Consider the following 24,346-nt stretch of genomic DNA (forward strand, 5'->3'; position numbering starts at 1 on the left):
CCTAGAGAGTCGCCGAGAGCGCCTTGATCGGCATCTTCAGCTCGTCCAGCAGGTCGAGATCGGACTCCGCGGGGCGTCCCAGGGTCGTCAGGTAGTTGCCCACGATCACCGCGTTGATCCCGCCGAGCATGCCTTGCCGGGCACCGAGGTCACCGAGGGTCAGCTCGCGACCGCCGGCGAAGCGCAGGATCGTCCGGGGCATGGCGAGCCGGAAGGCGGCGATCGCCCGCAGCGCGTCCTTGCCTTCCATCACGTCGAGGTCGCCGAAGGGGGTCCCGGGCCGCGGGTTGAGGAAGTTCATCGGCACCTCGTCGGGGTTGAGCTCGGCGAGCTGTGCCGCGAATTCGGCGCGCTGCTCGATCGTCTCCCCCATGCCGAGAATGCCGCCGCAGCAGAGCTCCATGCCGGCCTCGGCGACCATCCGCAGGGTCTCCCGGCGCTCTTCCCAGGTGTGGGTGGTGACGACCTGGTCGAAGTGCGAGCGGGCCGTTTCGAGGTTGTGGTTGTAGCGGTGCACGCCGATGGCGGCCAGCTCGTCAACCTGGGCCTGGGTGAGCATGCCCAGCGAGCACGCGACCTGGATGTCGACCTCGGCCTGGATCGCCTTCACGCCCTCGGCGACCTGGGCCATCAACCGCTCGTCCGGGCCGCGCACCGCCGCGACGATGCAGAACTCGGTGGCCCCGGTCTTGGCGGTCTGCTTCGCCGCCTCGACCAGGCTCGGCACGTCCAGCCACGCCGAGCGGACCGGTGATGAGAACTGACCGGACTGGGAGCAGAAGTGACAGTCCTCGGGGCAGCCGCCGGTCTTGAGGCTGATGATCCCCTCGACCTCGACCTCGGGTCCGCACCAGCGCATCCGCACCTCGTGGGCCAGCTGCAGCAGCGGTTCCAACTGGTCGTCGCCGAGCCGGAGCACCTCGATCACCTCGGCCTCGGACAGCCCGACACCACCCTCGAGGACTCCTGCCCGCGCGCGGACGAGGATGCCGGGCTGCTCAGCCGGGGCGCCGGCGTCGTTCTGGTCGGTGCTGGGTGCGGTCGTCGTCATGGTGTCGCCTTTCGGGCCGGCGGTGCTACGGCGTGATCTGACACGAAGTGTTGTGCATCCAGGCGGCCGCCGAGGGCCGGGGTGATCCATTCGACCGCCAGGTTCGCGAACTCGGCCGTGCTCAGCGCTCCGGCGCCGCCCGGGATCACGCCGCTCAGCGGGGCCCCGGCGTAGCTCGGCAGGTCTGCCAGATTGCAGCGCTCGGCCAGATCCGGCTCATCCGGCCACGCTCCGATCACCATATGTGCCAGCGCCAGCGACCGGTCCGCAAAGGCGTTCGCGGTCAGTGCCGCGGTGTTCAGGGTGCCAAGCCCGGACGAGGCGACCAGGACGACCTGCGTCTCGGCGGTGCCTGCCAGCAGCGCGGTCAGGTCGATCATCGTCTCGCCCGCGGCATTGAGCCGGACGGCCGCGCCGCCGGCGCCCTCGACCAGAACCAGGTCCCGGTCGGCCAGCGCCGCGAGCCGCGCGGTCAGCTGCGCCACGGACGGCGCCGGGCGCCCCGCCCGCTCGGCCGCGGTGGCCGGAGCCAGCGGCTCGTCGAAGCGCGCGAACTCGTGCAGGTCCTCGATTCCGGTCAGCCGGCGGACCTCGGCCAGGTCACCCGGTTCGCCGGGCAGCACTCCGGTCTGGATCGGCTTCACGACGGCGACCCGCTCGCCTGCCCGCAGCGCGCACGCGGCGAGCGCGGCCGTGACCACCGTCTTGCCGATGTCCGTTCCGGTTCCGGTCACGACGAGCACCCTCATGCGCGCTGGCCTTCCTCGGGCGCGCTGCCGCCCACGGCGACGGCTCGGGTGCTTGCCAGCGCCGTCCGGAAGCGCTCCAGGTCGGCGGCCGTCAACGTCGAACGCGCGGTCAGCCGCAGCCGCGCGGTGCCCACCGGAACCGACGGCGGCCGGAAGCAGCCGACCCGAAAGCCCCGTTCCAGCAAGGCCACCGAGAGCGCGTGAGCCTGCGCGGCAGCACCGATCAACACGGGCACCACGGCCGAGTCGGTGGCGGGCACTCCGGCCGCCGCGGCCAGGTCGGCCGCCCGAGCGAGCACCGAATCGGCCAGCCCCGAGCCAGCCGGTGCAGCCATGTCGGCAGCCAGGATCCGGACGGCAGCCAGCGCGGCTCCGGCAGCGGCCGGGTTGAGCCCGGTGTCGAAGATGAACGAGCGAGCCGTCTCGACCAGGTGCCGGATCACGGCGGGAGCACCGAGCACCGCGCCGCCCTGCGAACCGAGTGCCTTGGACAGCGTGAGGGTGAGCACCACATCGTCCTCGCCGGCCAGACCGGCCTCGGCGACCGAGCCGGCTCCATTGCCGCGCACCCCGAGTCCGTGCGCGTCGTCCACCACCAGCAGCGCGCCGTGTCGCCGGGCCAGTGCGTGCCACGCGGCCAGCGGCAGCAGCATCCCGTCCGCCGAGCCGATCGCGTCGATGACCACGAGGGCGCGCGGCACCACCCGTCCGCCGAGCGCCCGGTCGGCCGCCGCCAGGTCGCCGTGCGGTGTCACCGCCACCGGCGAGCGGGACAGCCGGCACCCGTCGACCAGCGAGGCATGGTTGCCGGCGTCGGACACCACCAGGCAGTCCGGACCCCCCAGCGCCGCCACCGCGGCGAGATTGGCCATGAAGCCACTGGAGAACACCAGTGCGGACGGCACCCCGACGAGATCGGCCAGCGCCGTTTCGAGCTCCGCGTGCAACTCCGTCGTACCGGTCACCAGACGCGACCCGGTCGCCCCGGCGCCCCACTCCCGTACGGCCGCGACGGCGGCGGCCAGCACCCGCGGGTCGGCCGACAGGCCCAGGTAGTCATTGGAGGCCAGATCCAGGACGGTTGACCGCGGCGCCCTCGGAGTGAGCGTCCGGCTCAGCCCGGCCTTCGCTCGGGCGGCGGCCGCCTCGTGCAGCCAGGTCAGCGCGCCGGCCGCCTGCGCAGCGTGGATCTCGGCACCCGTCACGGGCAGGAACGTTACGTCAGCGGCCGCCGGTCGCGGCGCTGGCCCGAGCCGCTGCGGCGATCGCCACACCGATGGCGGCGAGGTCGGTGTCGCCGGTGATGTAGGGCGGCATGGTGTAGATCAGGTCCCGAAAAGGACGAAGCCAGACACCGTGCTCGACCGCGGCAGCAGTCGCGGCGAGCAGGTCGACATCGTCGTCCAACTGCACCACGCCGATCGCGCCGAGCACCCGGACGTCGCGCACCCCCGGCTGCGCCGCCAGGCCGGCCAGCCCCGCTCGCAGCCCGGTCTCGATGCGCCTGACCTCACCCACCCAGTCCTGGGCCAGCAGCAGGTCGATCGAGGCCAGCGCGATCGCCGCGGCCAGCGGATTCGCCATGAAGGTCGGTCCGTGCGCCAGCACCGGAACCGGTCCACGCGAGATCTGCTCGGCGACCGCGGTGCTGCACAGGGTCGCGGCCATCGACAGGTAGCCACCCGTCAGTGCCTTGCCCACGCAGCAGATATCGGGTGAGACGTCGGCGTGCTCGGCGGCGAACAGCTTTCCGGTGCGGCCAAAGCCGGTGGCGATCTCGTCGAAGATCAGCAGCACACCGTGCTCGTCGGCCAGCTCGCGCAGTCCGGTCAGGTAGCCGGAACTGTGGAAGGTCATCCCACCGGCGCCCTGCACGACCGGCTCGACGATGATCGCCGCCACCTCGTCGGCATGCCTCGCCAGCGCCTCGGCCCACATCTGCAGGTAGTCCGCGTCCACCGGCTCGTCGAACCCCGCAGGTGGGGCGGCCACGAACACCTGCTCGGGCAGGCTGCCCCGCCACAGGGAGTGCATGCCGCCGTCGGGGTCACAGACGCTCATCGGGTGCAGCGTGTCACCGTGGTAGCCGCCGCGCCAGGTCATCAGCCGGCGCTTGTCCGGCCGGCCGGCCGACACCCAGTACTGCAGGGCCATCTTGGCGGCCACCTCGACCGCGACCGACCCGGAGTCGGAGAAGAACACGTGCCGCAGCGGCTCGGGCGTGATGTCGACCAGCCGGGTCGCCAGCGCGATGGCCGGCTCGTGTGTCAGGCCGCCGAACATCACATGGCTCATGTTGCCGAGCTGGGACCGCGCGGCCTCGTCCAGGACCGGATTGCGGTACCCGTGGATCGCCGCCCACCAGGACGCCATGCCGTCGATCAGCTCGCGGCCGTCGTCCAGTCGCAGCCGCACACCGGAGGCGGAGCGGACCAGCAGCGGCTCCACCTCACCGGGCATCGGGCCGTACGGGTGCCAGACGAGCGCCCGGTCGGCGGCCAGCAGCGCCGACTGCCGGCTCACTGGCCCGCGTCCGCCTTCGGCTGCGCCGCCTCGGTCATCGGTGGGTTCTGGCTGGCCTTCGACGGGGTGTCACCGGGCTTGCCGTCGGACTTCGGCCGCGCGTCCACGCCCGCCTCCTTGCGCTGCTCGGGCGTGATCGGCGCGGGCGCCTCGGTGAGCGGGTCGTAGCCGCCGCCGGTCTTCGGGAACGCGATGACGTCGCGGATCGAATCGGTGCCCGACAGCAGCGCGCAGATCCGGTCCCAGCCGAAGGCGATGCCACCGTGCGGCGGCGCGCCGAAGGCGAAGGCGTCCAGCAGGAAGCCGAACTTCTCTTGCGCCTGCTCCTCGCTGAGCCCCATCACCGCGAACACCCGCTCCTGGATGTCGCGGCGGTGGATACGGATCGAGCCGCCACCGATCTCGTTACCGTTGCAGACGATGTCGTATGCATAAGCCAGCGCGCTGCCCGGGTCGGTGTCGAAGGTGTCGAAGAACTCGGCCTTGGGACTGGTGAAGGCGTGATGCACGGCCGTCCAGGCTCCCGAGCCGACAGCCACGTCGCCACTGGCGGTCGCATCCGAGCTCGGCTCGAACAGCGGTGCGTCGACGACCCACAGGAACGACCAGGCGCACTCGTCGATCAGCCCGGCCCGCTTGCCGACCTCCAGCCGGACGGCCCCGAGCAGAGACTGCGACGACTTGCGGGCACCGGCCGCGAAGAAGACGCAGTCACCGGGCTCGGCACCCACGAACGTGGCGAGGCCGGCCCGCTCGTCCTCGGACAGGTTCTTGGCGACCGGGCCGGTCAGCTCACCCTCCGCGCCGACCAGGACGTAGGCCAGTCCGCGGGCACCGCGCTGCTTGGCCCACTCCTGCCAGGCGTCGAGCTGGCGGCGGGGCTGCGAGGCGCCGCCGGTCATCACCACCGCACCGACATAGTCGGCCTGGAAGACCCGGAACGGCGTGTTCGCGAAGTACTCGGTGCACTCGGTGAGTTCGAGGTCCAGGCGCAGGTCGGGCTTGTCCGAACCGTAGCGGTTCATCGCGTCGGCATACGTCATTCGCGGGATGGTCGCCTCGATCTCGTGCCCGATCAACGCCCACAGCGACCGCAGGACGTCCTCGGCCAGGGCCATCACGTCGTCCTGCTCGACGAAGCTCATCTCGATGTCGAGCTGGGTGAACTCCGGCTGCCGGTCGGCGCGGAAGTCCTCGTCGCGGTAGCAGCGCGCGATCTGGAAGTAGCGCTCCATGCCCGCGACCATCAGCAGCTGCTTGAACAGCTGCGGCGACTGCGGCAGCGCGTACCAGGAGCCCGGCTGCAGTCGCGCCGGCACCAGGAAGTCCCGGGCGCCCTCGGGGGTCGACCGGGTCAGCGTCGGCGTCTCGATCTCGGTGAAGTCGTGGCTGTAGAGGACGTCCCGCGCGGTCCGGTTGACCTTGCTACGCAAGCGGATCGCCGCTGCGGGCGCGGGCCGGCGCAGGTCCAGGTAGCGGTACTTCAGGCGCGCCTCTTCGCCGACCTCGGTGTGCTCGTCGATCTGGAACGGCAGCACCGCCGCCTCGTTGAGGACCTCGAGCTTCTCGGCGACGACCTCGACCTCGCCGGTGGGGATATGGGCGTTGACCTTGCCCTCGAGCCGGGTCCGCACCTCGCCGGTCACCCGGATGCACCACTCGTTGCGCAGTGCCGAGGCGATGCCGTCGTCCTCGTCGCGCACGACGATCTGCACCACGCCGGAGGCGTCGCGCAGATCGAGAAAAGCCACCCCGCCGTGGTCGCGGCGGCTGGCAACCCAGCCGGTGAGCATGACGGTCCGGCCTGCCTGGGACGCTCGTAGCGTCCCGGCCTCATGCGTGCGCAGCACAGGAAATCCTCTCGATTCGACATCTGCTCCTATTCTCCCACGGGGGCGCTCGGGATTTCGTCGGCGTCAGCGAGCCTCAGCCGCCGCGGAGTGCCAAGCCGGGTCAGCTCTCCAGCCGGACGATCTGGGGCCGCAGGTCCTCGGCCGGTGGCAGCCAGCTGGACGCCTCGGCCGCCACCTGCTCCCCGGTACGGATATCGCGGACCCTGTCGCCACCGTCGGCGGGTTCGCCGCCACTGCCCGGACCGCCTTCCGTTACGGAGGCGTCGGCGTTGCCGCCGGCGGCAAACCAGACGTAGGGAATCCCCCGGCGCTCGGCGAAGCGGATCTGCTTGCCGTACCGCTGCGGGCTGGGCGCCACCTCGGTCGCGATGCCCCGCGAACGCAGCAGCTGTGCGATCGCGTCGCACCGGCCGCGGGACTGCTCGTCCGGCAGGGCGACGAGCACCGCGGAGGGCACCGACCTGCTCGCGGTGAGCTTCTTGCGCGAGAACAGCGGGATCAGCATCCGGGTGACACCCAGGGAGATGCCGACACCGGGATAGACCGTCTTGCCGTCGCTGGCCAGGGAGTCGTAGCGGCCGCCGGAGCAGATCGAGCCCAGGCCCTCGAAGCCCGCCATCCGGGTCTCGAACACGGTTCCGGTGTAGTAGTCCAGGCCGCGGGCGATGCGCAGGTCCGCCTCGACCCGGAACCGGTCCGAGGCCAGTGACTCGCAGCCGGCGATCACGGCGGCGAGCTCGCTCAGGCCCTCGTCCAGCAGCTCGTCCTCGATGCCGAGCGCTCGTACCCGCTCCACGAATGAGGTGTTCCCGGCCCGGATTTCGGCCAGCGCCAGGCACTGCTTCGCCTGGCGGGCGGCCAGGCCCGCGTCGTCGATCAGCATGCCCTCGATGATGTCGGCGGGCACCTTGTCGATCTTGTCGATCACCCGCATCACGGCAGGGATGTCCGGAGCACCGACGCCGCGGAAGAAGCCCTCGATCAGCTTGCGGTTGTTCACCTGCAGGGTGAGCGCCGGCACCGGCAGCGCCGACAGCGCCTCGGCCATCACCCGCGCGACCTCGACGTCGTGGTGGAAGGGCAGCGTGTCCCTGGCAACCACGTCGATGTCGGCCTGGGTGAACTCGCGGTAGCGACCCTCTTGCGGCCGCTCCCCCCGCCACACCTTCTGGATCTGGTAGCGGCGGAACGGGAAGTCCAGCTTGCCGGCGTTCTCGAGGACGTAGCGGGCGAACGGCACCGTCAGGTCGAAGTGCAGCCCGAGGGCGGACGGCCCGGAGACGTCGACCTCACCCTCGTCGTTGGCCTGCAGGCGGCGGAGCAGGTAGACCTCCTTGTCGATCTCGCCCTTGCGCAGCAGCTGGTCCAGCGGCTCGGCGGCTCGGGTCTCCACCGGGGCGAAACCGTGCAGCTCGAAGGTCGCGCGAAGGCTGTCGATCACCTGGACCTCGACGAAGCGCTCAGCGGGCAGCAGTTCCGGGAAGCCGCTCACCGGGCTCGGCTTGGAAGCAGTCACGTCAGTTCTCTCAGGAATGGGTTGGTGGCGCGTTCTCGTCCTATGGTCGTGCGCGGGCCGTGCCCGGGACACACGACTACCGCGTCGGGCATCGGCAGGAGGACGGTGCGCAGCGACTCGGTCATCGCGGCCATCGACCCGCCGGGCAGGTCCGTCCGGCCGATGGAGCCGGCGAACAGCACGTCACCGGCGAACAGCACATCCTCGTCCGCCGCGTCCAGTGTGAGCACCACCGAGCCAGCGGTGTGCCCGGGCGCGTGCCGGACGGTCAGCGAGAGCCCGGCGATGTCCAGGCGCCCGTGGTCGTCGAGGGCGCGCACGTCGTCCGGCTCGGCGAACGTCAGGTTCTGCACCCCGAACAGCGGCGCCCCGAACGGCAGGCCCAGGCCGGTCCAGGGATCGGCCAGTGCCGGCCGGTCGCCGGGATGGATGTAGGCGGGCACGTCGCGGGCCTGGCATACCGGCAGCACCGAGAAGGTGTGATCGAGGTGGCCGTGCGTCAGCAGGACCGCGACCGGATGCAGCCGGTTGTCGGTGAGGATCTCGTCGAGCTGTCCGCTCACCCCGTACCCGGGGTCGATGATCACGCACTGCTCGCCGGGGCCGGGAGCGACCACGAAACAGTTCGTTCCGGCGACCTGGGCCGGAAAACCCTCGATCAGCACTACCCGCTCCCTGCACTCCGTGACGGCGGCCAGCCTGGTGCCGCAACCCAACTGCCGAGCCTACCCAGGCGTGCTCAATACCCTTTCTCCGCGCGCCGGTTCGGCTTTCCTGAGCGTGGCAGGCCGGTGCCATGGACGGGCTGTGCGCTACTGAGCTGACTCATAGCCGTTCCGGCGTGCAGCACCAGCCTCGTTTCATACAATTCCTCAGCCCTTTGCCACACTCTCTGCGCGCAGCCCCCGCTCGCGTTTCCTGGAGGACACCCCGTGCCGACCGACAAGCAGCGCCGCGAAGCGGCCCGACGCCACCTCGAGCGCCAGCTGGCCAACCGGCAGCGACGTGCGGCCCAGCGCCGCCACCTGAACCGGATCGCCACCGTGGTCGGCGTCCTGGTGCTGTTCGCGGTGGTGATCACGACGGTCGTGCTGCTGTCCGGCGACCGCAAGAGCAACCCGGCCACGGCCGCCGGCTCCTCATCATCGGCCTCGTCCTCAGCCACCGGATCGGCATCATCATCGGCGTCGGCTTCCTCGACGGCCGCTCCGGAGCCGAGTCGCAGCCCGGCCAAGATCGCGGCTCGCGCGGCGAAGAAGACCAGCGGTCCGTGCGGCTACGCCGAGGACGCCTCGAAGCTCACCGCCGGCAACCTGTTCGACGTCGGCCTGCCGCCGGACCCCCAGCCGACCCCGACGACGGCGAAGATCGCGGTCTTCGACACCAACCAGGGCGCCATCTCGGTGCGCCTGGACGCGGCCGGTGCGCCGTGCAACGTACAGAGCATCGAGTACCTGATCTCGAAGAAGTTCTACGACCAGACGCCGTGCCCGCGCTCGGTGAACTCCGGCATCTATGTCGTGCAGTGCGGTGACCCCTCGGGAACCACGTCCGGCGGCCCGAGCTACAGCACGAAGGACGAGAACCTCGCCAAGGCCAGCTACACCGAGGGCACCCTCGCCATGGCCAACTCCGGCCCGAACACCAACGGCAGCCAGTTCTTCTTCATCACCAAGGACAGCAACGGCTCGCTCGGCAAGAACTACACCGTCATCGGCCACGTGACCGGCGGCCTGAACATTCTGCAGAAGGTGGCGACCGGTGGCGACGACGGCTCGAATTCCGCCGGTGGCGGCAAGCCCAAGGTGCCGCTCTACTTCAAGACCGTGACGTTGAAGGCCTGACCTCGAAGGCCTGACCGCTGCGGCGTGCGGTCAGTTCGGGCTTACAGCCGGGCTCAGTTGGCCGCGTGCACCCGATAGACGTCGTAGACGCCCTCCACGCCGCGGACGGTGCGGAGCAGGTTGTCCAGGTGCTTGGATTCGGCCAGCTCGAAGGTGAAGCGCGACACCGCGACCCGGTCCCGGTTGGTGGTGACCGACGCGGACAGGATGTTGACCCGCTCGTCGGACAGCACCCGCGAGACGTCGGACAGCAGGCGGTGGCGGTCCAGCGCTTCGACCTGGATCGAGACCACGAACACCGAGTCCGCCGACGGTGCCCACTCGACCTCGACCAGGCGGTCGGGCTGCTCCTCCAGCGCACCGGCGTTGGTACAGGTGCGGCGGTGCACCGACACGCCGCCACCGCGGGTGATGAAACCGAGGATCTCGTCACCGGGCACCGGCGTGCAACAGCGGGCAAGCTTCACCCACACGTCCGACATGCCGGAAACCATGACGCCCGCGTTGCCGCTGGGCGGCCGCGGCACCGTCTCGGTGCGCGTCGGGATGGTGGTTTCGGCGAGGTCCTCGGTGGCGCCCTCGACTCCGCCGAGGGACGCGACCAGCTTCTGCACGATCGACTGCGCCGAGACGTGATTTTCGCCGATGGCGACGTACAACGCCGTGATGTCGGCCAGGTGCATGTCACGGGCGATGGTGACGAGCTGGTCGCCACCGAGCAGCCGCTGCATCGGCAGGGACGACTTGCGCATGGCCCGGGTCAGCGCGGTCTTGCCCGCCTCTACGGCGTCCTCGCGGCGTTCCTTGGCGAACCACTGGCGGATCTTGGTCTTGGCCCGCGGTGAGGCGACGAAGGCAAGCCAGTCCCGGGATGGGCCGGCGCCCTCCGCCTTGGAGGTGAACACCTCGACCCGGTCACCGTGATCGAGTTCGGTCTCGAGCGCAACGAGCTTGCCGTTCACGCGGGCGCCGATGCAGCGATGGCCGACGTCGGTGTGCACCGCGTACGCGAAGTCGACCGGCGTCGATCCGGCGGGCAGCCCGATGACCTCGCCCTTGGGGGTGAAGACGTACACCTCGCGCGCGCCGAGGTCGAAGCGCAGGGTGTCCAGGAACTCCCCCGGCTCCTGGGCCTCGCGCTGCCAGTCGAGCAGCTGCCGCAGCCACACCATCTCGTCGCTGACCGTGGACGGCGATGGTGAGGGTGAGGCCCCGCCGACCTCCTTGTACTTCCAGTGCGCCGCGATACCGTACTCGGCGGTTCGGTGCATCGCGTGCGTCCGGATCTGCAGCTCGACCGGCTTGCCGCCGGGACCGATCACCGTGGTGTGCAGCGACTGGTACATGTTGAACTTGGGCATCGCGATGAAGTCCTTGAACCGGCCGGGCACCGGTTGCCAGTTCGCGTGGATCACCCCGAGCGTGCCGTAACAATCGCGTTCGGAGTCCACCAGCACGCGGATGCCGACCAGGTCGTAGATGTCGGTGAACTCGCGGCCGCGGACGATCATCTTCTGGTAGATCGAGTAGTAGTGCTTCGGACGTCCGTAGACGTCGGCCTTGATGCCACCGGCCTTCAGATCCCGGTTGACCCGCTCGATCACCTCGTTGAGGTAGACGTCGCGCTGCGGTGCCCGGTCGGCGACCAGCCGGACGATCTCGTCGTAGCGCTTGGGGTACAGGGTCGCGAAGGCCAGGTCTTCCAGTTCCCACTTGACGGTGTTCATCCCGAGCCGGTGGGCCAGCGGCGCGAGGACTTCCAGGGTCTCGCGTGCCTTGCGCTCCTGCTTGGCCGGCGGCAGGAATCGCAGCGTCCGCATGTTGTGCAGCCGGTCCGCCAGCTTGATGACCAGCACCCTGGGGTCGCGCGCCATCGCGATGATCATCTTGCGGATGGTCTCGGCTTCGGCCGCCTCGCCGTACTTCACCTTGTCGAGCTTGGTCACACCCTCGACCAGGTGCGCCACCTCGGCACCGAAGTCGGCCGCGAGTTCAGCGGTCGTCAAGCCGGTGTCCTCGACGGTGTCGTGCAGCAGCGCTGCCACCAGCGTGGTGGTGTCCATGCCGAGCTCGGCCAGGATGGTGGACACGGCCAGCGGATGGGTGATGTAGGGGTCGCCGGACTTGCGGAGCTGACCGCGGTGCCGTTCCTCGGCCAGGTCGTAGCCGCGCTGCAGCAGCCGGGCGTCCACCTTCGGATGCGCGGCCCGGTGCACCGCGAGCAGCGGTTCCAGGACCGGCTTCACGGCGGCCTGCTTGGGCGTGGTGACCAGCCTGCGCGCGATCCGGTCGCGAACCCGGCGGCGGTGCGCGCCGTTGGCGATCTCGGTCGCCGATGCCGCGGTCGGTCCGTGCGGGCCGCCTTGTACGAGGTCTGCCCGGGCACCGGCGCCGGCCGCCCTGCCGCTGGCCGCTTCGGCGGCGGTCCTGGTTACGGTGCCGCTGCCCGGCGTGCCGTCAGCAGCCGTCACCTCTGCTGGCTTGGCGGCTGCTGGAGTGCTGGTACTCGGTTTGGCCGCAGCCGGACTGCTGATCTTCGGCTTGGTAACGACCGGAGCGCTGATAGTCGGCTTGGCGGCAGCCGGCTTGCTCACACCCGGCACGGCGGCCGCCGGCTCGGAACCTGCACCGGCGTCCGCTACCGGCGCTCCGGTCGTGCTCGACACGGGCGTCGCAGTCGCACCTGGGTCGGTGGCCTCGGCAGTCAGAAGAGCCTCCCCTGGCGGGCGCTGAAAACGTTGCTTGTCCAGTCTAGGGGTCCAGGCGAAACTCCCGCAGGACGGGATAACGGAAAACACGGCATCCCGCGGCTCACTCGGATCGAACCCGAGTGGGCAGCGACCGGGGGCTACAGAGTCAGCAGAGCCCGCAGGTCGTGCCCGTCCAGTCGCGCCCGGCCCTTCAGGAAGGACAGCTCCACCAGCACGCCGACGCCGGTCACCGTCGCTCCGGCACGGCTGAGCAGATCGATCGCCGCCGCCAGCGTGCCCCCGGTGGCGAGCACGTCGTCGACCACGTAGACCCGCTTGCCTTCGAGCAGCCCGGTCGGCACCTCGATCTCGGCGCTGCCGTACTCGAGGTCGTAGCGCGCGCTGAGCGTGGGCGGCGGGAGCTTGCCGGCCTTGCGGACCGGCACCACTCCGGCGTCGACCGCGCGGGCAAGGGCGGCCGCCACCACGAAGCCCCGCGCCTCGACGCCGGCGATCACGTCGGCCTCGTACGCCCCGGGGAGGTCCGCGAGCTCGTCGATGCAGGCGCCGAACGCGGCCGCGTCGGCGAGCAACGGGGTGATGTCCTTGAACCGCACGCCGGGCTGGGGAAAGTCCTCGACATCGCGCAGCAGCCCGTTGATGAGCTGGGCAAGGCTGATGTCGTTGGCCTCGGCCGTGCCGCTGCCGGTCACGGGCGCCGCTTCGCGGGGCGGCTGGCCGGACGTGCTCCGGGACGGGGAGCCGGGGCGGGCTTGCCGCGCGGCGCCGGAGCGGTGCCCGCCAGAGCCGGTTCCACGACCGGAGTGCGGGCCGCCACCCGCTTGGCCTGCACGCGCTTGGTCAGATTCCGGTACTCGGGCTCGCGTTCCTTGAGGTCCACCACGACCGGCGTCGCGAGGAACAGCGAAGAGTAAGCGCCGATGGCCAACCCGACGAAGAGAATCAGCGCCAGATCCTTGATCGTGCCGACACCCAGCAGGCCGGCGCCCACGAACAGCAGCCCCGCCACCGGGAGCAGCGAGATCAGGGACGTGTTGATCGAGCGCATCAGGGTCTGGTTCACCGCCATGTTGGCGGCTTCGGCATAGGTCATCCGCGCGGTGGCCGCCAGGTCACGGGAGTTCTCGGCGACCTTGTCGAACACCACCACGGTGTCGTAGAGGGAGAAGCCCAGGATCGTCAGCAACCCGACGATGGTGGACGGCGTCAGCTCGAACCCGACGATGGAATAGATGCCTGCGGCGATGATGAGGTCGTGCAGCAGCGCCGTGAGCGCGCCGACGGCCATCTTCCACTCGAAGCGCAGGGCGATGTAGGCGAAGACCACCAGCAGGAACACGATCAGGCCCTGGACGGCCTTCTTGGTGATCTCACCGCCCCAGCTCGAGGACACCGAGTCCGTCGAGATCGAGTCCTTCGGGTCGATGTGCAGAACCTGGCCGAGCTTGTTCTGCACCGCCGCCTGCGTGGCGAGGTCGAGCTGCTTGGTCTTCAGTACGATCTGGCGGGTCGCGCCGGACCCGACCTGCTGCGCCGCCGACTCGGCGGGGTGACCCGTCTGGGCCATCGCGGCCGCGGCGCTGGACGTGGTGATCGAGGTGTTGGCCGCCTTGATCTGGAACTGCGTGCCGCCCTTGAAGTCGATGCCCACGTTGAAGCCGCGGAACACCATGCTGCCGACGCAGATGACGATCAGGACCAGCGATGCCAGGTACCAGCGCTTGCGGGTGCCGATGAAGTCGATGCCGGTCTCACCGCGGTAGAGCCTGCTGAAAAATCTCGACGAGCTCATCAGCTGTTGTCCTTTCGGGTGGCCTCATCGGTTTCGCGCGCCACTGCCCGGCGGGCCGCCGCGCGTTCCGCGGCCGTGCCACCGCCGCGCGGCTTGCCGCCTTGTGGCGAACCCTGTGATGACCCTTGCGGCGACGCCTGTGGTGACCCTTGTGCTGACCGTTGTGCTGACAGGGGCGCCGCCGAGGACGATCCCCGTGATGTCGGTTCGGTGAAGGTGATACCGGCCTCGGTGCTGCGGGTGTCGGCAGTCCCCGGCTCCATCAGGCGCTGACCGCCCGCGGACTTCCTCGACGTACTCCGCGCGCCGGCCATGCTGGGCATGCCGGCCGGTTGCGCGACCGGCCCGGTCCGGGTGGCGATACCACCGCTCCGGGCGTGGTTCAGGCCGGTGAATCGTGCCGACCCGAAGGCCGCGCTCCGGGAGAACAGCGACACCAGCGGGTGGGTGAACAGGAAGACCACGACCAGGTCGAGGACGGTTGAGAGCCCCAGCGTGAACGCGAAGCCCTTCACGTCACCGGCTGCGAAGATGTACAGGATGGCGGCTGCCAGGAACGACACCGTGTCGGCGGAGAGGATGGTCCGGCGTGACCGGATCCAGGCCCGCGGAATGGCGGTGCGGGCCGTCCGGCCCTCATGCACCTCGTCCTTGATCCGTTCGAAGAACACGACGAACGAGTCCGCGGTGATACCGACCGCGACGATGAAACCGGCGATGCCCGCAAGGGTCAGGGTGAACCCGATCTGCTTGCCCAGGATCACCAGCATGGCGTAGGTCAGGCCGCCGGACACCAGCAGCGAGGCGATCGTCACCAGGCCCAGTGCCCGGTAGTACAACAGCGAGTAGACGACGACGAGGGCCAGGCCGATGCCGCCCGCCAGCAGACCGGCCTTGAGCTGATCCGTACCCAGCGTCGGCGACACCGAAGTGGCCGCCTGCTGGACGAAGTTCAGCGGCAGCGCGCCGTACTTGAGCGAGTTCGCCAGGTCGGTCGCCTGGGCCTCGGTGAACTGGCCGGTGATCTCGGTGGTTCCGGCGATGGTGCCCTGGATGGTGGACGCCACGATGACCTTGTTGTCCAGCGTGTCCGCAACCTGGTTACCGATGTCGTTGGGGTTGACCGTCACGTTGTGCTTGGAGGTGTAGGCCGCCCACGCAGACTGGCCCTTGGGCTTGAGGTTGACGCTGACGGTCCACTGGAACTGCCCGGACGTCGAGCCGGGCGCATTCGCCTGGGCGTTCTTGACCTCGGTACCCGGCACGATCACGGGACCGAGCAGGTACTTCGTCTGGTTCGCCTGATCACAGGTGATCATCGGCTTGTTCGACACGTCCAGCGGCTTGACCACGTCATTGCACGGCCACGACTGGATGGCGGAGTTCAACGCCTTCAGCTGAGCGGCGGGCAGCGCGGCGACCGCGGCGGGAGTGCTCGGCGGGGTGAACCCGACGACCTTCCACTGGTCCACCGGCGCCGACCGATCGGCAGCCGAGCCGGACGGCGACGCGGACGCGCCAGGAGCGGGGGTCTTCGCCGGGGTGGCAGACGCAGTCGGGGTGGCAGACGCTGCCGGGGTGGCAGACGCTGCCGGGGTGGCAGACGCTGCCGGGTTTGCGGACGCTGGGGTGACACTGCCGACGGCACGCGGAACGACCCGGCCGTGCGGCGACGGTGAGCTCGACGCGGTGGCCTCAGGCGCCGCGGAGCTGGCCGGACCGGCGGAGGCCTTGGCCGACGGAGCGGCGGTGCCCGACGGTGACGAGCTCCCCGACGGAGCAGCGGTGCCGGATGGCGCGGCACTGCCGGACGGCGCCGGAGCGGCGACCGGGATGGCGGCCATCAGCAGCGGCCGGAACTGCAGCAGCGCGGTGCCGCCGACGTCCTTGATGTCGTTTGCGCCGGCACCGGGAACGGAGACGACGATCCGGTCATTGCCCTGGGTGACCACCTCGGCCGAGGACACACCGAGGCCGTTGACGCGGTTGGTGATGATCTGGCGGGCCTGGTCCATCGACGCCTTGGTGGGCGCCTTGCCGCCGGTCGTTTCGGCCTTGAGGATGACCTGGGCGCCACCCTGGAGGTCCAGGCCGAGCTTGGGGGTGCGGGGCTGGTGTGGCCAGAACACCACGCCGTACAGGACGACGAATAGACCTAGAAGCACTGCGAAATAACGCCCGACGCGCAGCGTTCCGGCAGATGGTGCCACGGAAGTTGTTCTCCTCAGTCGTTATCGATCGCCTGCGCACCCATATGCGGCGGCAGGCGCCTCAGCCGATCGCCAGCCACAGCCGGCCCCGGACTCGCCGCATAGTATGACCGATCACGCGACGAACCGGCTTGGCGAGGCGGCAAAAGCGACTAACTCGGGTCGGACGCGTCTGACTGCGGCATGGTATTCCGAGCCGGACGAGCCCGCGCCGCGGGATCGGTGCCGGGAGCCGTGCCCGCGATCGGCGTGCGGTACTGGTCGGGCAGCTCATTGACCTCCCGAAGGGCCGCGACCGTCCAGCGCACCTCGACGCCCGGCGCGACCGACAGCAGTGCGGAGCCGTCATCGTTCACCGACACCACCGTCGCGTAGAGCCCCGAGGTGGTCATCACCTCGGTACCGGCGCCGATCCGCTCGCGGCGGGCTGCGTCGGCCGCGGCGGCACGCTGCTTGTTACGCCGCGAGAAAGCCACCATGCCGACCAGCAGGGCGGCCAGGACGATCAGTGGCAGGGCTTGAGTCACGGCGATGAGATCCCAACTGGCTGAGCCGGCACCGGCGGCGGATGAGCTGCCGCGCGTGGGCACGGCAGCGTGGCGAAGGAAAGGTCGGGTGCAAGTGTGGCGAACCGAAGTTCGGATGGAAGTCTAGTTCGTCAACGCCTGTGCGGCCGTAAAAGTTCGCGCCGCCCGGTCAGGCACGCGACTGCGGTCAGGCGTCGAACAGCGGTCAGGCGTCGAACAGCGTAGGCGCGCCGGAGCCGGGCGGTGGTTGGATGCCGAGATGGTGCCAGGCGGCCGGCGTGGCAACCCGCCCGCGCGGCGTCCGGGCCAGCAGGCCGGCTCGTACCAGGAACGGCTCGGCCACCTCTTGCACCGTCTCGATCTCTTCTCCGACCGCCACCGCGAGGGTGCTGACGCCGACCGGCCCGCCACCGAACCGGCGCACCAGGGCGTTCAGCACCGCCTTGTCGAGCCGATCCAGCCCGAGTTCGTCCACGTCGTACACCGCTAGCGCGTCGTGGGCGACCGCGGAGGTGACGATGCCGTCCGCGCGAACCTCGGCGAAGTCGCGAACCCGCCGCAGGAGGCGATTGGCGATCCGGGGGGTTCCCCGGGACCGGCTGGCGATCTCAGCGCCACCTTCCGGTGTCAGCCGGACGCCCAGCAGCTGGGCCGAGCGGTGGAGCACGAGTTCGAGTTCGGCGACGTCGTAGAAGTCCATGTGGCCGGTGAAGCCGAACCGGTCACGCAACGGACCGGTGAGCAGGCCGGCCCGCGTGGTGGCTCCGACCAGCGTGAACGGCGCCAGGTCGAGCGGAATGGCCGTCGCGCCCGGCCCCTTGCCGACCATCACGTCGACCCGGAAGTCCTCCATGGCCATGTAGAGCAGTTCCTCGGCGGGCCGGGCGATGCGGTGGATCTCGTCGATGAACAGCACCTCGCCCTCGCCCAGGCTGGTGAGCAGGGCGGCCAGGTCACCCGCCCGCTCGATCGCCGGGCCGGAGGTGAGCCGGAAGGGGGCGCCGAGTTCGGCCGCGATGATCATGGCCAGGCTGGTCTTGCCCAGGCCGGGAGGACCGGACAGCAGTACGTGGTCAGGCGGCCGGTTGCGGCGCATCGCGCTCTCGAGCACCACCTGCAACTGCTCGCGGACCTTCGGCTGGCCGACGAATTCCGCCAGCTGCTTCGGTCGCAGGCTCGCCTCGATATCGGTCTCGTCCACGTCGGGCAGCGGCGACACCACGTCCCGCTCGAGCGGGCCGCCGGTCACCGGGTGCGTCCCAGCAGCTGGATCGTCCGGCGCAGGATGACGGCGACCTCGGGATTGTCGCCGGAGTCGGCGCTGACCGTCTCGATCGCCTCGACGGCCTCTTTACCAGGGAAGCCCAGGCCGGCCAGCGCGTGCAGCACCTGGTCCTTCCAGGGCGCGATTGCGGTGACCCCGGCCAGCTCGACGGAGCTGTCGGAACCGTCGAACGCCCCGATCCGGTCCCGCAGCTCGATGACGATCTTCTCCGCGCCCTTGCGGCCGATGCCGGGCACCTTCACCAGGGCGTTGTGGTCGGCGGTGGCGATGGCGCGGCGGATTTCGCGTGGTGGATACACACCGAGGATGGTCTGCGCCAGCTTCGGGCCGACCCCGTTCGCGGTCTGCAGCAGCTCGAACAGGCCGCGCTCGTCGTCGTCGGCGAATCCGTACAGGGTGAGCGAGTCCTCGCGGACGACCAGGCTGGTGGACAGCCGGGCACTGTCACCGACGCGCAGCCTGGCGAGGGTCCCAGGCGAGCACGAGACAGCCAGGCCCACGCCGCCGACCTCGACCACGGCGCCGTCCGGGCCGACGGCGGCAACGCGGCCATGGACGCTGGCAATCATCGGCGTACTCCAATCGGTGCTGAGCGCGTCGGTGCGGTGCGCACGCCCGCCTTCGCCCGGACGGCCGCGTCGTTCAATCGGGCCAGCGCGGCGCCGCGCCAGATGTGGCAGATCGCCAGCGCCAGCGCGTCGGCGGCGTCCGCGGGCTTGGGCGCGCAGTCCAGCCTGAGGATACGAGTCACCATCGCGGTGATCTGAGCCTTGTCCGCCGAGCCCGATCCGGTGATGGCCGCCTTGACCTCCGACGGCGTGTGCAGGTGCACCGGGATTCCGAGCCGAGTGGCGGCGACCATCGCGAGCCCCGCTGCCTGTGCCGTGCCGGTGACGGTGCGGACGTTGTGCTGGGCGAAGACCCGCTCCACCACCACGACATCGGGACGGTGGGCAGCGACCGCGGCGTCGAGGCCGTCGGCGAGCGCGAGCAGCCGCGCCCCGATGTCGTCCTCAGCCGGCGTTCGCAGTACCTGGACGTGCACCAGGGTCAGCGGGCGCCCGGTGGTGCCCTCGACGACTCCGACGCCGCAGCGGGTCAGGCCAGGGTCCACGCCGAGCACCCGCATCCGCCACCCACCTCTCACGGCACTTCAATCGAACGCGCGTTCGACACCCTACCGCCGCCGCTCGCGTCGCTTTCGGCGGCACGCCGGAGTCGTCCCTGGACTGTCCTCCCTAGACTCCGGTTCCATGACCCTGCCGTATCGGCGCTCCCGCAGCGCCGGCGTCCGTCCCAGTCCCATCTTCCTGGCCGTGCTCGCCGCCACCGCGCTCGGCGGATACCTGGCGTGGCAGGCCACGACCGACACCCGGACGGCTCGGCTGGGCGTGTTCCTGTTCGTGATCGCGGGCTGGGTCGTCACGCTGTGCCTGCACGAGTTCGCGCACGCCTTCCTTGCCTGGCGCTTCGGCGACGACGAGGTCGAGGCGCGCGGGTACCTCACCCTCAATCCGCTGAAGTACAGCCACCCGCTGCTGTCCATCGCGCTGCCCGTCCTGTTCATCGCCCTCGGTGGGATCGGCCTGCCGGGCGGCGCGGTGTACGTCCATCCACACCGCTTCCGTACCGACGCCCAGCGCGCGCTGGTGTCACTGTCGGGTCCGCTGACCAACCTGGCCTTCGGGGTCGTGCTGCTGGTGGTCGTCCGGATGAACCTCGACACCGGGGCACACGCCGCGTTCTGGTACGCGATGGCGTTCCTGGGTCTGCTGCAGGTGATGGCCGCCGTGCTGAACCTGCTGCCGATACCCGGGCTGGACGGCTACGGCACCATCGAGCCGTACCTCGACCCGAAGTTCCGCCACGGCGCCGAGCAACTCAAGCCGTTCGGCATGCTGATCGTGTTCGCGCTGATCCAGATCCAGACGGTGAACCGCGCGTTCTTCTCGGCGATCTACTGGCTCTTCGACTTCTCCGGGGTGCCCCGGTACTACGCCGCGGCCGGCTTCCAGCTGATCAAGTTCTGGCAATCGAGCTGACGCGGTACCGCCGGGCCGGCTGATTCTGTAGAGGTGCCGATTCTGTAGAGGTGCTGAGAGCGAGCGCGCCCGATGCGTCCGATGCGCCCGCTGTCGGCGATACTCCATCTGCTGTTGGACTTTGATGTTTCCGGCTAGTCACGTGGGGCTTGACCTATGCAGACGCTCGCTCGCTTCGCGGTTTCCCGACGTTGGCTCGTGGTGGCCGCCTGGATCGCGTTCATCGTCGCCGTGCAGGTGCTGCTGTCGGGGGCCGGCGGCTCCGCCTACAAGGACGACTTCAAGTTGCCGCACACCGAGACCGACACCGTGGCGCAGCTGCTGACAGCGTCCGGGCTGAACAGCCAGAACGGCGCGAGCGGCACCATGGTGCTGCACGCCAAGTCCGGCGTGGTGAGCGACTTCGCCTCGACGGTGCAACCGCAACTGCGCAGGCTGTGCACCGCCGGGTTCGGGATCGCGTCGGTCAACTCCCCCTTCGGCACGGTGACCTGCCCGCAGGCAGCCGGCTCAGCCGGGAGCACCGGCGGTTCGAGCAACGCGGGCGGCGCGGGAGCGGCCGGCGGTTCGCAAGCCGCGGCGGCCCAGGCCGCGCTGGTGAGCAAGGACAAGACCATCGCCGTCGTCGAGCTCAACTGGGCGCAGGTGCAGCCCACCAACGGCGACATCGCGGGCGTGCACAAGGCGCTGCAGGGCCTCGGCGCGGGCAACCTGCAGGTCGAGTTCACCGGCAACGCGTTCCAGGCATTGTCGATGCAGAGGGCCCACGGCATTCCGCCCGAGGTGATCGGCTTCATCGCCGCGCTGATCATCCTGCTGATCGTGTTCCGCACGGTCGGCGCGACGGTGCTTCCGCTGGTGAGCGCGATCGCCGCGATGGGCAGCGGCCTCGCCCTGATCGGCCTGCTCTCGCACGTGATGTCGGTCGCCTCGTTCGCGAATCAGCTGGCGCTGCTCATGATCCTCGGCGTCGGAGTGGACTACGCGCTGTTCATCGTCACCCGGCACCGGCGCAACCTGCTGCGCGGGATGAGCGTCGAAGACTCGATCCTGCTGGCTGTCAACACCTCCGGACGCGCCGTGTTGTTCGCCGGCACGACCGTGTGCATCGCGCTGCTGGGACTGTGGACCCTCGGCGTCAGCTTCCTGTACGGGGTGTCGCTGGGCACCGCCATCGGCGTGGCGCTCACCATGCTGGCCTCGTTGACCCTGCTGCCGGCACTGCTCAGCTTCCTGGGCTTGAAGGTGCTCCCGCGCAAGCAGCGCAAGGCCGTCCGGGCCGGCTCGTTCGATCTCTCGGAGCACCATGGCTTCTGGTACCGCTGGTCACGCCTCGTCGAGGGCAGGCGACTGGTGCTGGGCATCGCCGCGTTCGTCGTCCTGGCGGTGCTGGCAATCCCGTTCTTCTCGATCCGGCTCGGGTCCTCCGACCAGGGCAACGACCCCAGCTCGTCCACCACCCGCAAGGGTTATGACCTGATCGCCCAAGGCTTCGGTCCCGGCTACAACTCGGGCCTGCAGCTGGTGATCAGCGGCCCGGGCGCGGCCGACAAGGGCTACCTCACCAAGGTCGGGCAGACCCTGGCCCAGGTGCCCGACGTCGCGCCGGCGAGCGTGCACGCCATTCCCACCGGACGTGGGATCGCGCTCGTCACCTTCAAGAGCACCACCTCGCCGCAGGACGCGAGAACGACCGATCTGGTCAAGAATCTGCGTGGCACGGTGCTTCCGCCGCTCTACGCCAACAGCTCCAACCACATCTACGTCTACGGTGTCACCGCCATCTTCGTCGACTTCGCCAAGGTGCTGTCTGCGAAGATGGCGTACTTCTTCATCGCGGTGATCGGCTTGTCGTTCCTGCTGCTGCTGATCGCGTTCCGCAGCGTGGTGATCCCGCTGACGGCCGCGGCGATGAACCTGCTCGCGGCCGGTGCCTCGTTCGGCGTGGTGGTGGCGATCTTCCAGTGGGGCTGGCTGTCGGAGACCCTGGGCATCGGTGGCGGTGGCCCCATCGAGGCGTTCGTGCCGGTGATGTTCTTCGCGATCCTGTTCGGGCTGTCGATGGACTACCAGGTGTTCCTGGTGAGCCGGATGCACGAGGAGTGGGTGCACACCGGCGACAACCGGCGTTCCATCACCGTGGGGCAGGGCGAGACCGGCGGCATCATCACCGCGGCCGCCCTCATCATGATCGCGGTGTTCGGCGGCTTCGTGCTCGGTGACGCCCGGGTGATCAAGCTGTTCGGCATCGGCCTGGCCTCGGCGGTATTCCTGGACGCCTTCGTGGTGCGGACCATCCTGGTGCCCTCGCTCATGCACGTGATCGGCAAGGCGAACTGGTACTTCCCGTCCTGGCTGGGGCGGATCACGCCGCAGGTGTCCATCGAGGCCAAGGACGACGGTCACGACGCAGGCGCGCAGGCGGGTGGAGAAGGCCCGGACGGTCAGAAAGAAATGGCCGGCGTCTGACATCAGACGCCGGCCGGTCCGGAGTGCGGCAGCCGGTCAGCCGACGGCTTCGAGCGCTTCCATAACGTCGTCGGCTACATCGAAGTTGGCGTACACGTTCTGCACGTCGTCGGAGTCCTCGAGCGCGTCGATCAGCTTGAACACCTTGCGGGCGCCCTCTTCATCGAGGGGCACCTGCACGCTCGGCAGGAAGGACGAGTCGGCGGAGTCGTAGTCGATGCCGGCCTCTTGCAGCGCCGTCCGGACCGCCACCAGGTCGGTCGCCTCGCTGATGACCTCGAATTCGTCGCCCAGGTCGTTGACCTCTTCCGCGCCCGCGTCGAGGACCGCGCCGAGCACGTCATCCTCGGTCAGCTTGTTCTTCGGAACCAGCACGACGCCCTTGCGCGCGAACAGGTAGGCGACCGAGCCGGGGTCGGCCATGTTGCCGCCGTTGCGGGTCATCGCGATGCGGACCTCGCCGGCCGCGCGGTTGCGGTTGTCGGTGAGGCACTCGATCAGGACGGCGACGCCGGACGGGCCGTACCCCTCGTACATGATCGTCTGCCAGTCCGCCCCGCCGGCCTCGGCACCGGAGCCGCGCTTGACCGCCCGCTCGATGTTGTCCAGCGGGACGGAGGTCTTGCGCGCCTTCTGGATGGCGTCATACAGCGTCGGATTCCCGTTGGGGTCGCCCCCGCCGATACGCGCGGCCACCTCGATGTTCTTGATCAGCTTGGCGAACATCTTGCCGCGCTTGGCGTCGACGACAGCCTTCTTGTGCTTGGTCGTCGCCCATTTGGAATGGCCGCTCATCTACCTGTCCTCGCAGTCACTGCTGAATCCTCGCTCTTCGTGGTGGGGACCTCGGCCGACTTCCCGAGGACGTTCCGCACCATGTCCACGAAATACCCGTGCACCCGCGCGTCACCGGTCAGTTCGGGATGGAACGACGTGGCCAGCAGGTGCCCCTGACGAATCCCCACAACCCTACCCGCCGCCGGTCCGGACGTGACCCTGGCGAGCACCTCTGCCCCGCCGCCGACGTCCTCGACCCACGGTGCCCGGATGAAGACCGCCGTCACCGGGCCGCCCGCGACGCCCTCGACGTTCACCGGCTCTTCGAACGACTCGATCTGGCGGCCGAAGGCATTGCGCCGGACCGTCATGTCGATCCCACCGAACGTCTCTTGATCGACGGCGCCTCCGACGATCCGGTCCGCCAGCAGGATCATCCCGGCGCACGAGCCGTAGGTCGGCAGGCCGTCGGAGATCCGCTTGCGCAGCGGCTCCAGCAGGTCGAAGTGCTGGGCCAGCTTCACGATGGTGGTCGACTCGCCACCCGGGATGACCAGGCCGTCCAGATCGGCCAGCTCGGATTCGCGGCGAACCGGGATCGCGTCGGCTCCGACAGACCGCAGGGCGGTGAGATGCTCCCGGACGTCGCCCTGCAGGGCGAGGACGCCGATGCGGGGTCGCGCCGCGGTCACCGGCTATCGGCGGTGGCTCGGCCTGACGTTGAATGCCCGGCCAGCACCAACTGCGCGAGCAGCTCGTCCGTGGCCTTGGCCACCGCCGCCACCGCTGCGTCGAACGCCTCGGTGTTGGCCCTGGACGGCGCGCGCATGCCGGCGACCTTGCGGACGTACTGAAGCGCGGCGGCCCGGCTGTCCTCCGAGGTCGCGTCCTCGGTGTAGGGCGGACGCAAGGTCTTGATGCTGCGGCACATGGTGGCGCTCCCTCGCTGCTGACGATCGCGGGGGTGAACCGGCCGCTAAAGCGGTCGGATCCCCTT

General features: G+C 69.7%; 21 protein-coding genes. 3 read left to right on the plus strand and 18 right to left on the minus strand.

Translation table 11 applies throughout. The annotated features are described in order from the left end of the window. Nucleotide 1 precedes the first annotated feature (1 nt). The 7 genes from bioB to RM423_RS07060 all read right to left on the minus strand — a co-directional run bounded on the left by bioB (nt 2) and on the right by RM423_RS07060 (nt 8,357). Nucleotides 2-1,051, minus strand: a complete 1,050-nt coding sequence (gene bioB, locus RM423_RS07030; protein ID WP_311422299.1) for a biotin synthase BioB — start codon at nt 1,049-1,051, stop codon at nt 2-4. Continuing rightward, entirely contained in the window at nt 1,048-1,800 is a 753-nt protein-coding gene (gene bioD, locus RM423_RS07035) for a dethiobiotin synthase (RefSeq protein WP_311422300.1), read from the minus strand. Before bioD ends, bioB begins: the two co-directional genes overlap by 4 nt. After that, a complete protein-coding gene (locus RM423_RS07040; RefSeq protein WP_311422301.1) occupies nt 1,797-3,005 on the minus strand; it encodes an 8-amino-7-oxononanoate synthase in 1,209 nt (402 codons plus the stop codon). The genes bioD and RM423_RS07040 overlap by 4 nt, the downstream gene beginning before the upstream one ends. 16 nt (nt 3,006-3,021) lie before the next feature. Then, nucleotides 3,022-4,260, minus strand: coding sequence for an adenosylmethionine--8-amino-7-oxononanoate transaminase (locus RM423_RS07045; protein WP_396327632.1), 1,239 nt, complete (start codon nt 4,258-4,260; stop codon nt 3,022-3,024). Between the two features lie 59 nt (nt 4,261-4,319). Beyond that, nucleotides 4,320-6,173 (minus strand): aspartate--tRNA ligase, encoded by a 1,854-nt coding sequence (gene aspS / locus RM423_RS07050; RefSeq protein ID WP_311422303.1) that lies wholly within the window; start codon nt 6,171-6,173, stop codon nt 4,320-4,322. A gap of 103 nt (nt 6,174-6,276) precedes the next feature. Continuing rightward, nucleotides 6,277-7,692 (minus strand): histidine--tRNA ligase, encoded by a 1,416-nt coding sequence (gene hisS / locus RM423_RS07055; protein ID WP_311422304.1) that lies wholly within the window; start codon nt 7,690-7,692, stop codon nt 6,277-6,279. Continuing rightward, nucleotides 7,689-8,357, minus strand: coding sequence for an MBL fold metallo-hydrolase (locus tag RM423_RS07060; protein ID WP_311422305.1), 669 nt, complete (start codon nt 8,355-8,357; stop codon nt 7,689-7,691). The genes hisS and RM423_RS07060 overlap by 4 nt, the downstream gene beginning before the upstream one ends. 267 nt (nt 8,358-8,624) lie before the next feature. Between RM423_RS07060 and RM423_RS07065 the strand changes: the two genes are divergently transcribed. Continuing rightward, entirely contained in the window at nt 8,625-9,536 is a 912-nt protein-coding gene (locus tag RM423_RS07065; RefSeq protein WP_311422306.1) for a peptidylprolyl isomerase, read from the plus strand. Nucleotides 9,537-9,589: 53 nt separating this feature from the next. Here the strand turns inward: RM423_RS07065 and RM423_RS07070 are convergent, their stop codons facing one another. From RM423_RS07070 to ruvC, 8 genes are all read right to left on the minus strand, one after another. After that, a complete protein-coding gene (locus tag RM423_RS07070; RefSeq protein ID WP_396327633.1) occupies nt 9,590-12,070 on the minus strand; it encodes a RelA/SpoT family protein in 2,481 nt (826 codons plus the stop codon). A gap of 314 nt (nt 12,071-12,384) precedes the next feature. Beyond that, nucleotides 12,385-12,939: an adenine phosphoribosyltransferase gene (locus RM423_RS07075; RefSeq protein WP_311422308.1), complete on the minus strand. Its 555-nt coding sequence runs from the start codon at nt 12,937-12,939 to the stop codon at nt 12,385-12,387. Then, nucleotides 12,936-14,039 (minus strand): protein translocase subunit SecF, encoded by a 1,104-nt coding sequence (secF, locus tag RM423_RS07080; RefSeq protein WP_311422309.1) that lies wholly within the window; start codon nt 14,037-14,039, stop codon nt 12,936-12,938. Before secF ends, RM423_RS07075 begins: the two co-directional genes overlap by 4 nt. Next, a complete protein-coding gene (secD, locus tag RM423_RS07085) occupies nt 14,039-16,249 on the minus strand; it encodes a protein translocase subunit SecD (RefSeq protein ID WP_311422310.1) in 2,211 nt (736 codons plus the stop codon). Before secD ends, secF begins: the two co-directional genes overlap by 1 nt. 152 nt (nt 16,250-16,401) lie before the next feature. Beyond that, a complete protein-coding gene (locus tag RM423_RS07090) occupies nt 16,402-16,776 on the minus strand; it encodes a preprotein translocase subunit YajC (protein ID WP_311422311.1) in 375 nt (124 codons plus the stop codon). 205 nt (nt 16,777-16,981) lie between these two features. Beyond that, nucleotides 16,982-18,025 (minus strand): Holliday junction branch migration DNA helicase RuvB, encoded by a 1,044-nt coding sequence (gene ruvB, locus RM423_RS07095; RefSeq protein ID WP_311422312.1) that lies wholly within the window; start codon nt 18,023-18,025, stop codon nt 16,982-16,984. Continuing rightward, a complete protein-coding gene (ruvA, locus tag RM423_RS07100) occupies nt 18,022-18,630 on the minus strand; it encodes a Holliday junction branch migration protein RuvA (RefSeq protein WP_311422313.1) in 609 nt (202 codons plus the stop codon). Before ruvA ends, ruvB begins: the two co-directional genes overlap by 4 nt. Next, a complete protein-coding gene (gene ruvC / locus RM423_RS07105; protein WP_311422314.1) occupies nt 18,627-19,190 on the minus strand; it encodes a crossover junction endodeoxyribonuclease RuvC in 564 nt (187 codons plus the stop codon). The genes ruvA and ruvC overlap by 4 nt, the downstream gene beginning before the upstream one ends. A 124-nt stretch (nt 19,191-19,314) precedes the next feature. Here ruvC and RM423_RS07110 point away from each other — a divergent pair, with 124 nt between their 5' ends. Together RM423_RS07110 and RM423_RS07115 are read left to right on the plus strand one after the other, a co-directional pair. After that, nucleotides 19,315-20,103, plus strand: coding sequence for a site-2 protease family protein (locus tag RM423_RS07110; protein ID WP_311422315.1), 789 nt, complete (start codon nt 19,315-19,317; stop codon nt 20,101-20,103). Nucleotides 20,104-20,259: 156 nt separating this feature from the next. Beyond that, on the plus strand, nt 20,260-22,572 hold the full coding sequence (locus RM423_RS07115) for an MMPL family transporter (RefSeq protein WP_311422316.1): 2,313 nt from the start codon (nt 20,260-20,262) through the stop codon (nt 22,570-22,572). Between the two features lie 36 nt (nt 22,573-22,608). Here RM423_RS07115 and RM423_RS07120 read toward each other — a convergent pair whose 3' ends face one another. Genes RM423_RS07120 through RM423_RS07130 form a run of 3 tightly spaced genes read right to left on the minus strand, consistent with a single transcriptional unit; the run spans nt 22,609 to nt 24,280 of the window. After that, a complete protein-coding gene (locus tag RM423_RS07120) occupies nt 22,609-23,367 on the minus strand; it encodes a YebC/PmpR family DNA-binding transcriptional regulator (RefSeq protein ID WP_311422317.1) in 759 nt (252 codons plus the stop codon). Continuing rightward, on the minus strand, nt 23,364-24,041 hold the full coding sequence (gene pdxT / locus RM423_RS07125) for a pyridoxal 5'-phosphate synthase glutaminase subunit PdxT (RefSeq protein WP_311422318.1): 678 nt from the start codon (nt 24,039-24,041) through the stop codon (nt 23,364-23,366). Before pdxT ends, RM423_RS07120 begins: the two co-directional genes overlap by 4 nt. After that, nucleotides 24,038-24,280, minus strand: coding sequence for a DUF2277 domain-containing protein (locus RM423_RS07130; RefSeq protein ID WP_311422319.1), 243 nt, complete (start codon nt 24,278-24,280; stop codon nt 24,038-24,040). The genes pdxT and RM423_RS07130 overlap by 4 nt, the downstream gene beginning before the upstream one ends. Nucleotides 24,281-24,346 lie beyond the last annotated feature (66 nt).

This window comes from Jatrophihabitans lederbergiae, from assembly GCF_031845305.1.
Taxonomy (GTDB): Bacteria; Actinomycetota; Actinomycetes; order Mycobacteriales; family Jatrophihabitantaceae; genus Jatrophihabitans_A; species Jatrophihabitans_A lederbergiae.

Excerpts from the sequence above, each read along its gene's own strand:
- bioB (WP_311422299.1), bottom strand. The coding sequence starts at position 1,051 with ATGACGACGACCGCACCCAGCACCGACCAGAACGACGCCGGCGCCCCG.
- bioD (WP_311422300.1), bottom strand. The coding sequence starts at position 1,800 with ATGAGGGTGCTCGTCGTGACCGGAACCGGAACGGACATCGGCAAGACG.
- RM423_RS07045 (WP_396327632.1), bottom strand. The coding sequence starts at position 4,260 with ATGCCCGGTGAGGTGGAGCCGCTGCTGGTCCGCTCCGCCTCCGGTGTG.
- secF (WP_311422309.1), bottom strand. The coding sequence starts at position 14,039 with ATGAGCTCGTCGAGATTTTTCAGCAGGCTCTACCGCGGTGAGACCGGC.
- ruvA (WP_311422313.1), bottom strand. The coding sequence starts at position 18,630 with ATGATTGCCAGCGTCCATGGCCGCGTTGCCGCCGTCGGCCCGGACGGC.
- ruvC (WP_311422314.1), bottom strand. The coding sequence starts at position 19,190 with ATGCGGGTGCTCGGCGTGGACCCTGGCCTGACCCGCTGCGGCGTCGGA.
- RM423_RS07110 (WP_311422315.1), top strand. The coding sequence starts at position 19,315 with ATGACCCTGCCGTATCGGCGCTCCCGCAGCGCCGGCGTCCGTCCCAGT.
- RM423_RS07115 (WP_311422316.1), top strand. The coding sequence starts at position 20,260 with ATGCAGACGCTCGCTCGCTTCGCGGTTTCCCGACGTTGGCTCGTGGTG.
- RM423_RS07120 (WP_311422317.1), bottom strand. The coding sequence starts at position 23,367 with ATGAGCGGCCATTCCAAATGGGCGACGACCAAGCACAAGAAGGCTGTC.
- RM423_RS07130 (WP_311422319.1), bottom strand. The coding sequence starts at position 24,280 with ATGTGCCGCAGCATCAAGACCTTGCGTCCGCCCTACACCGAGGACGCG.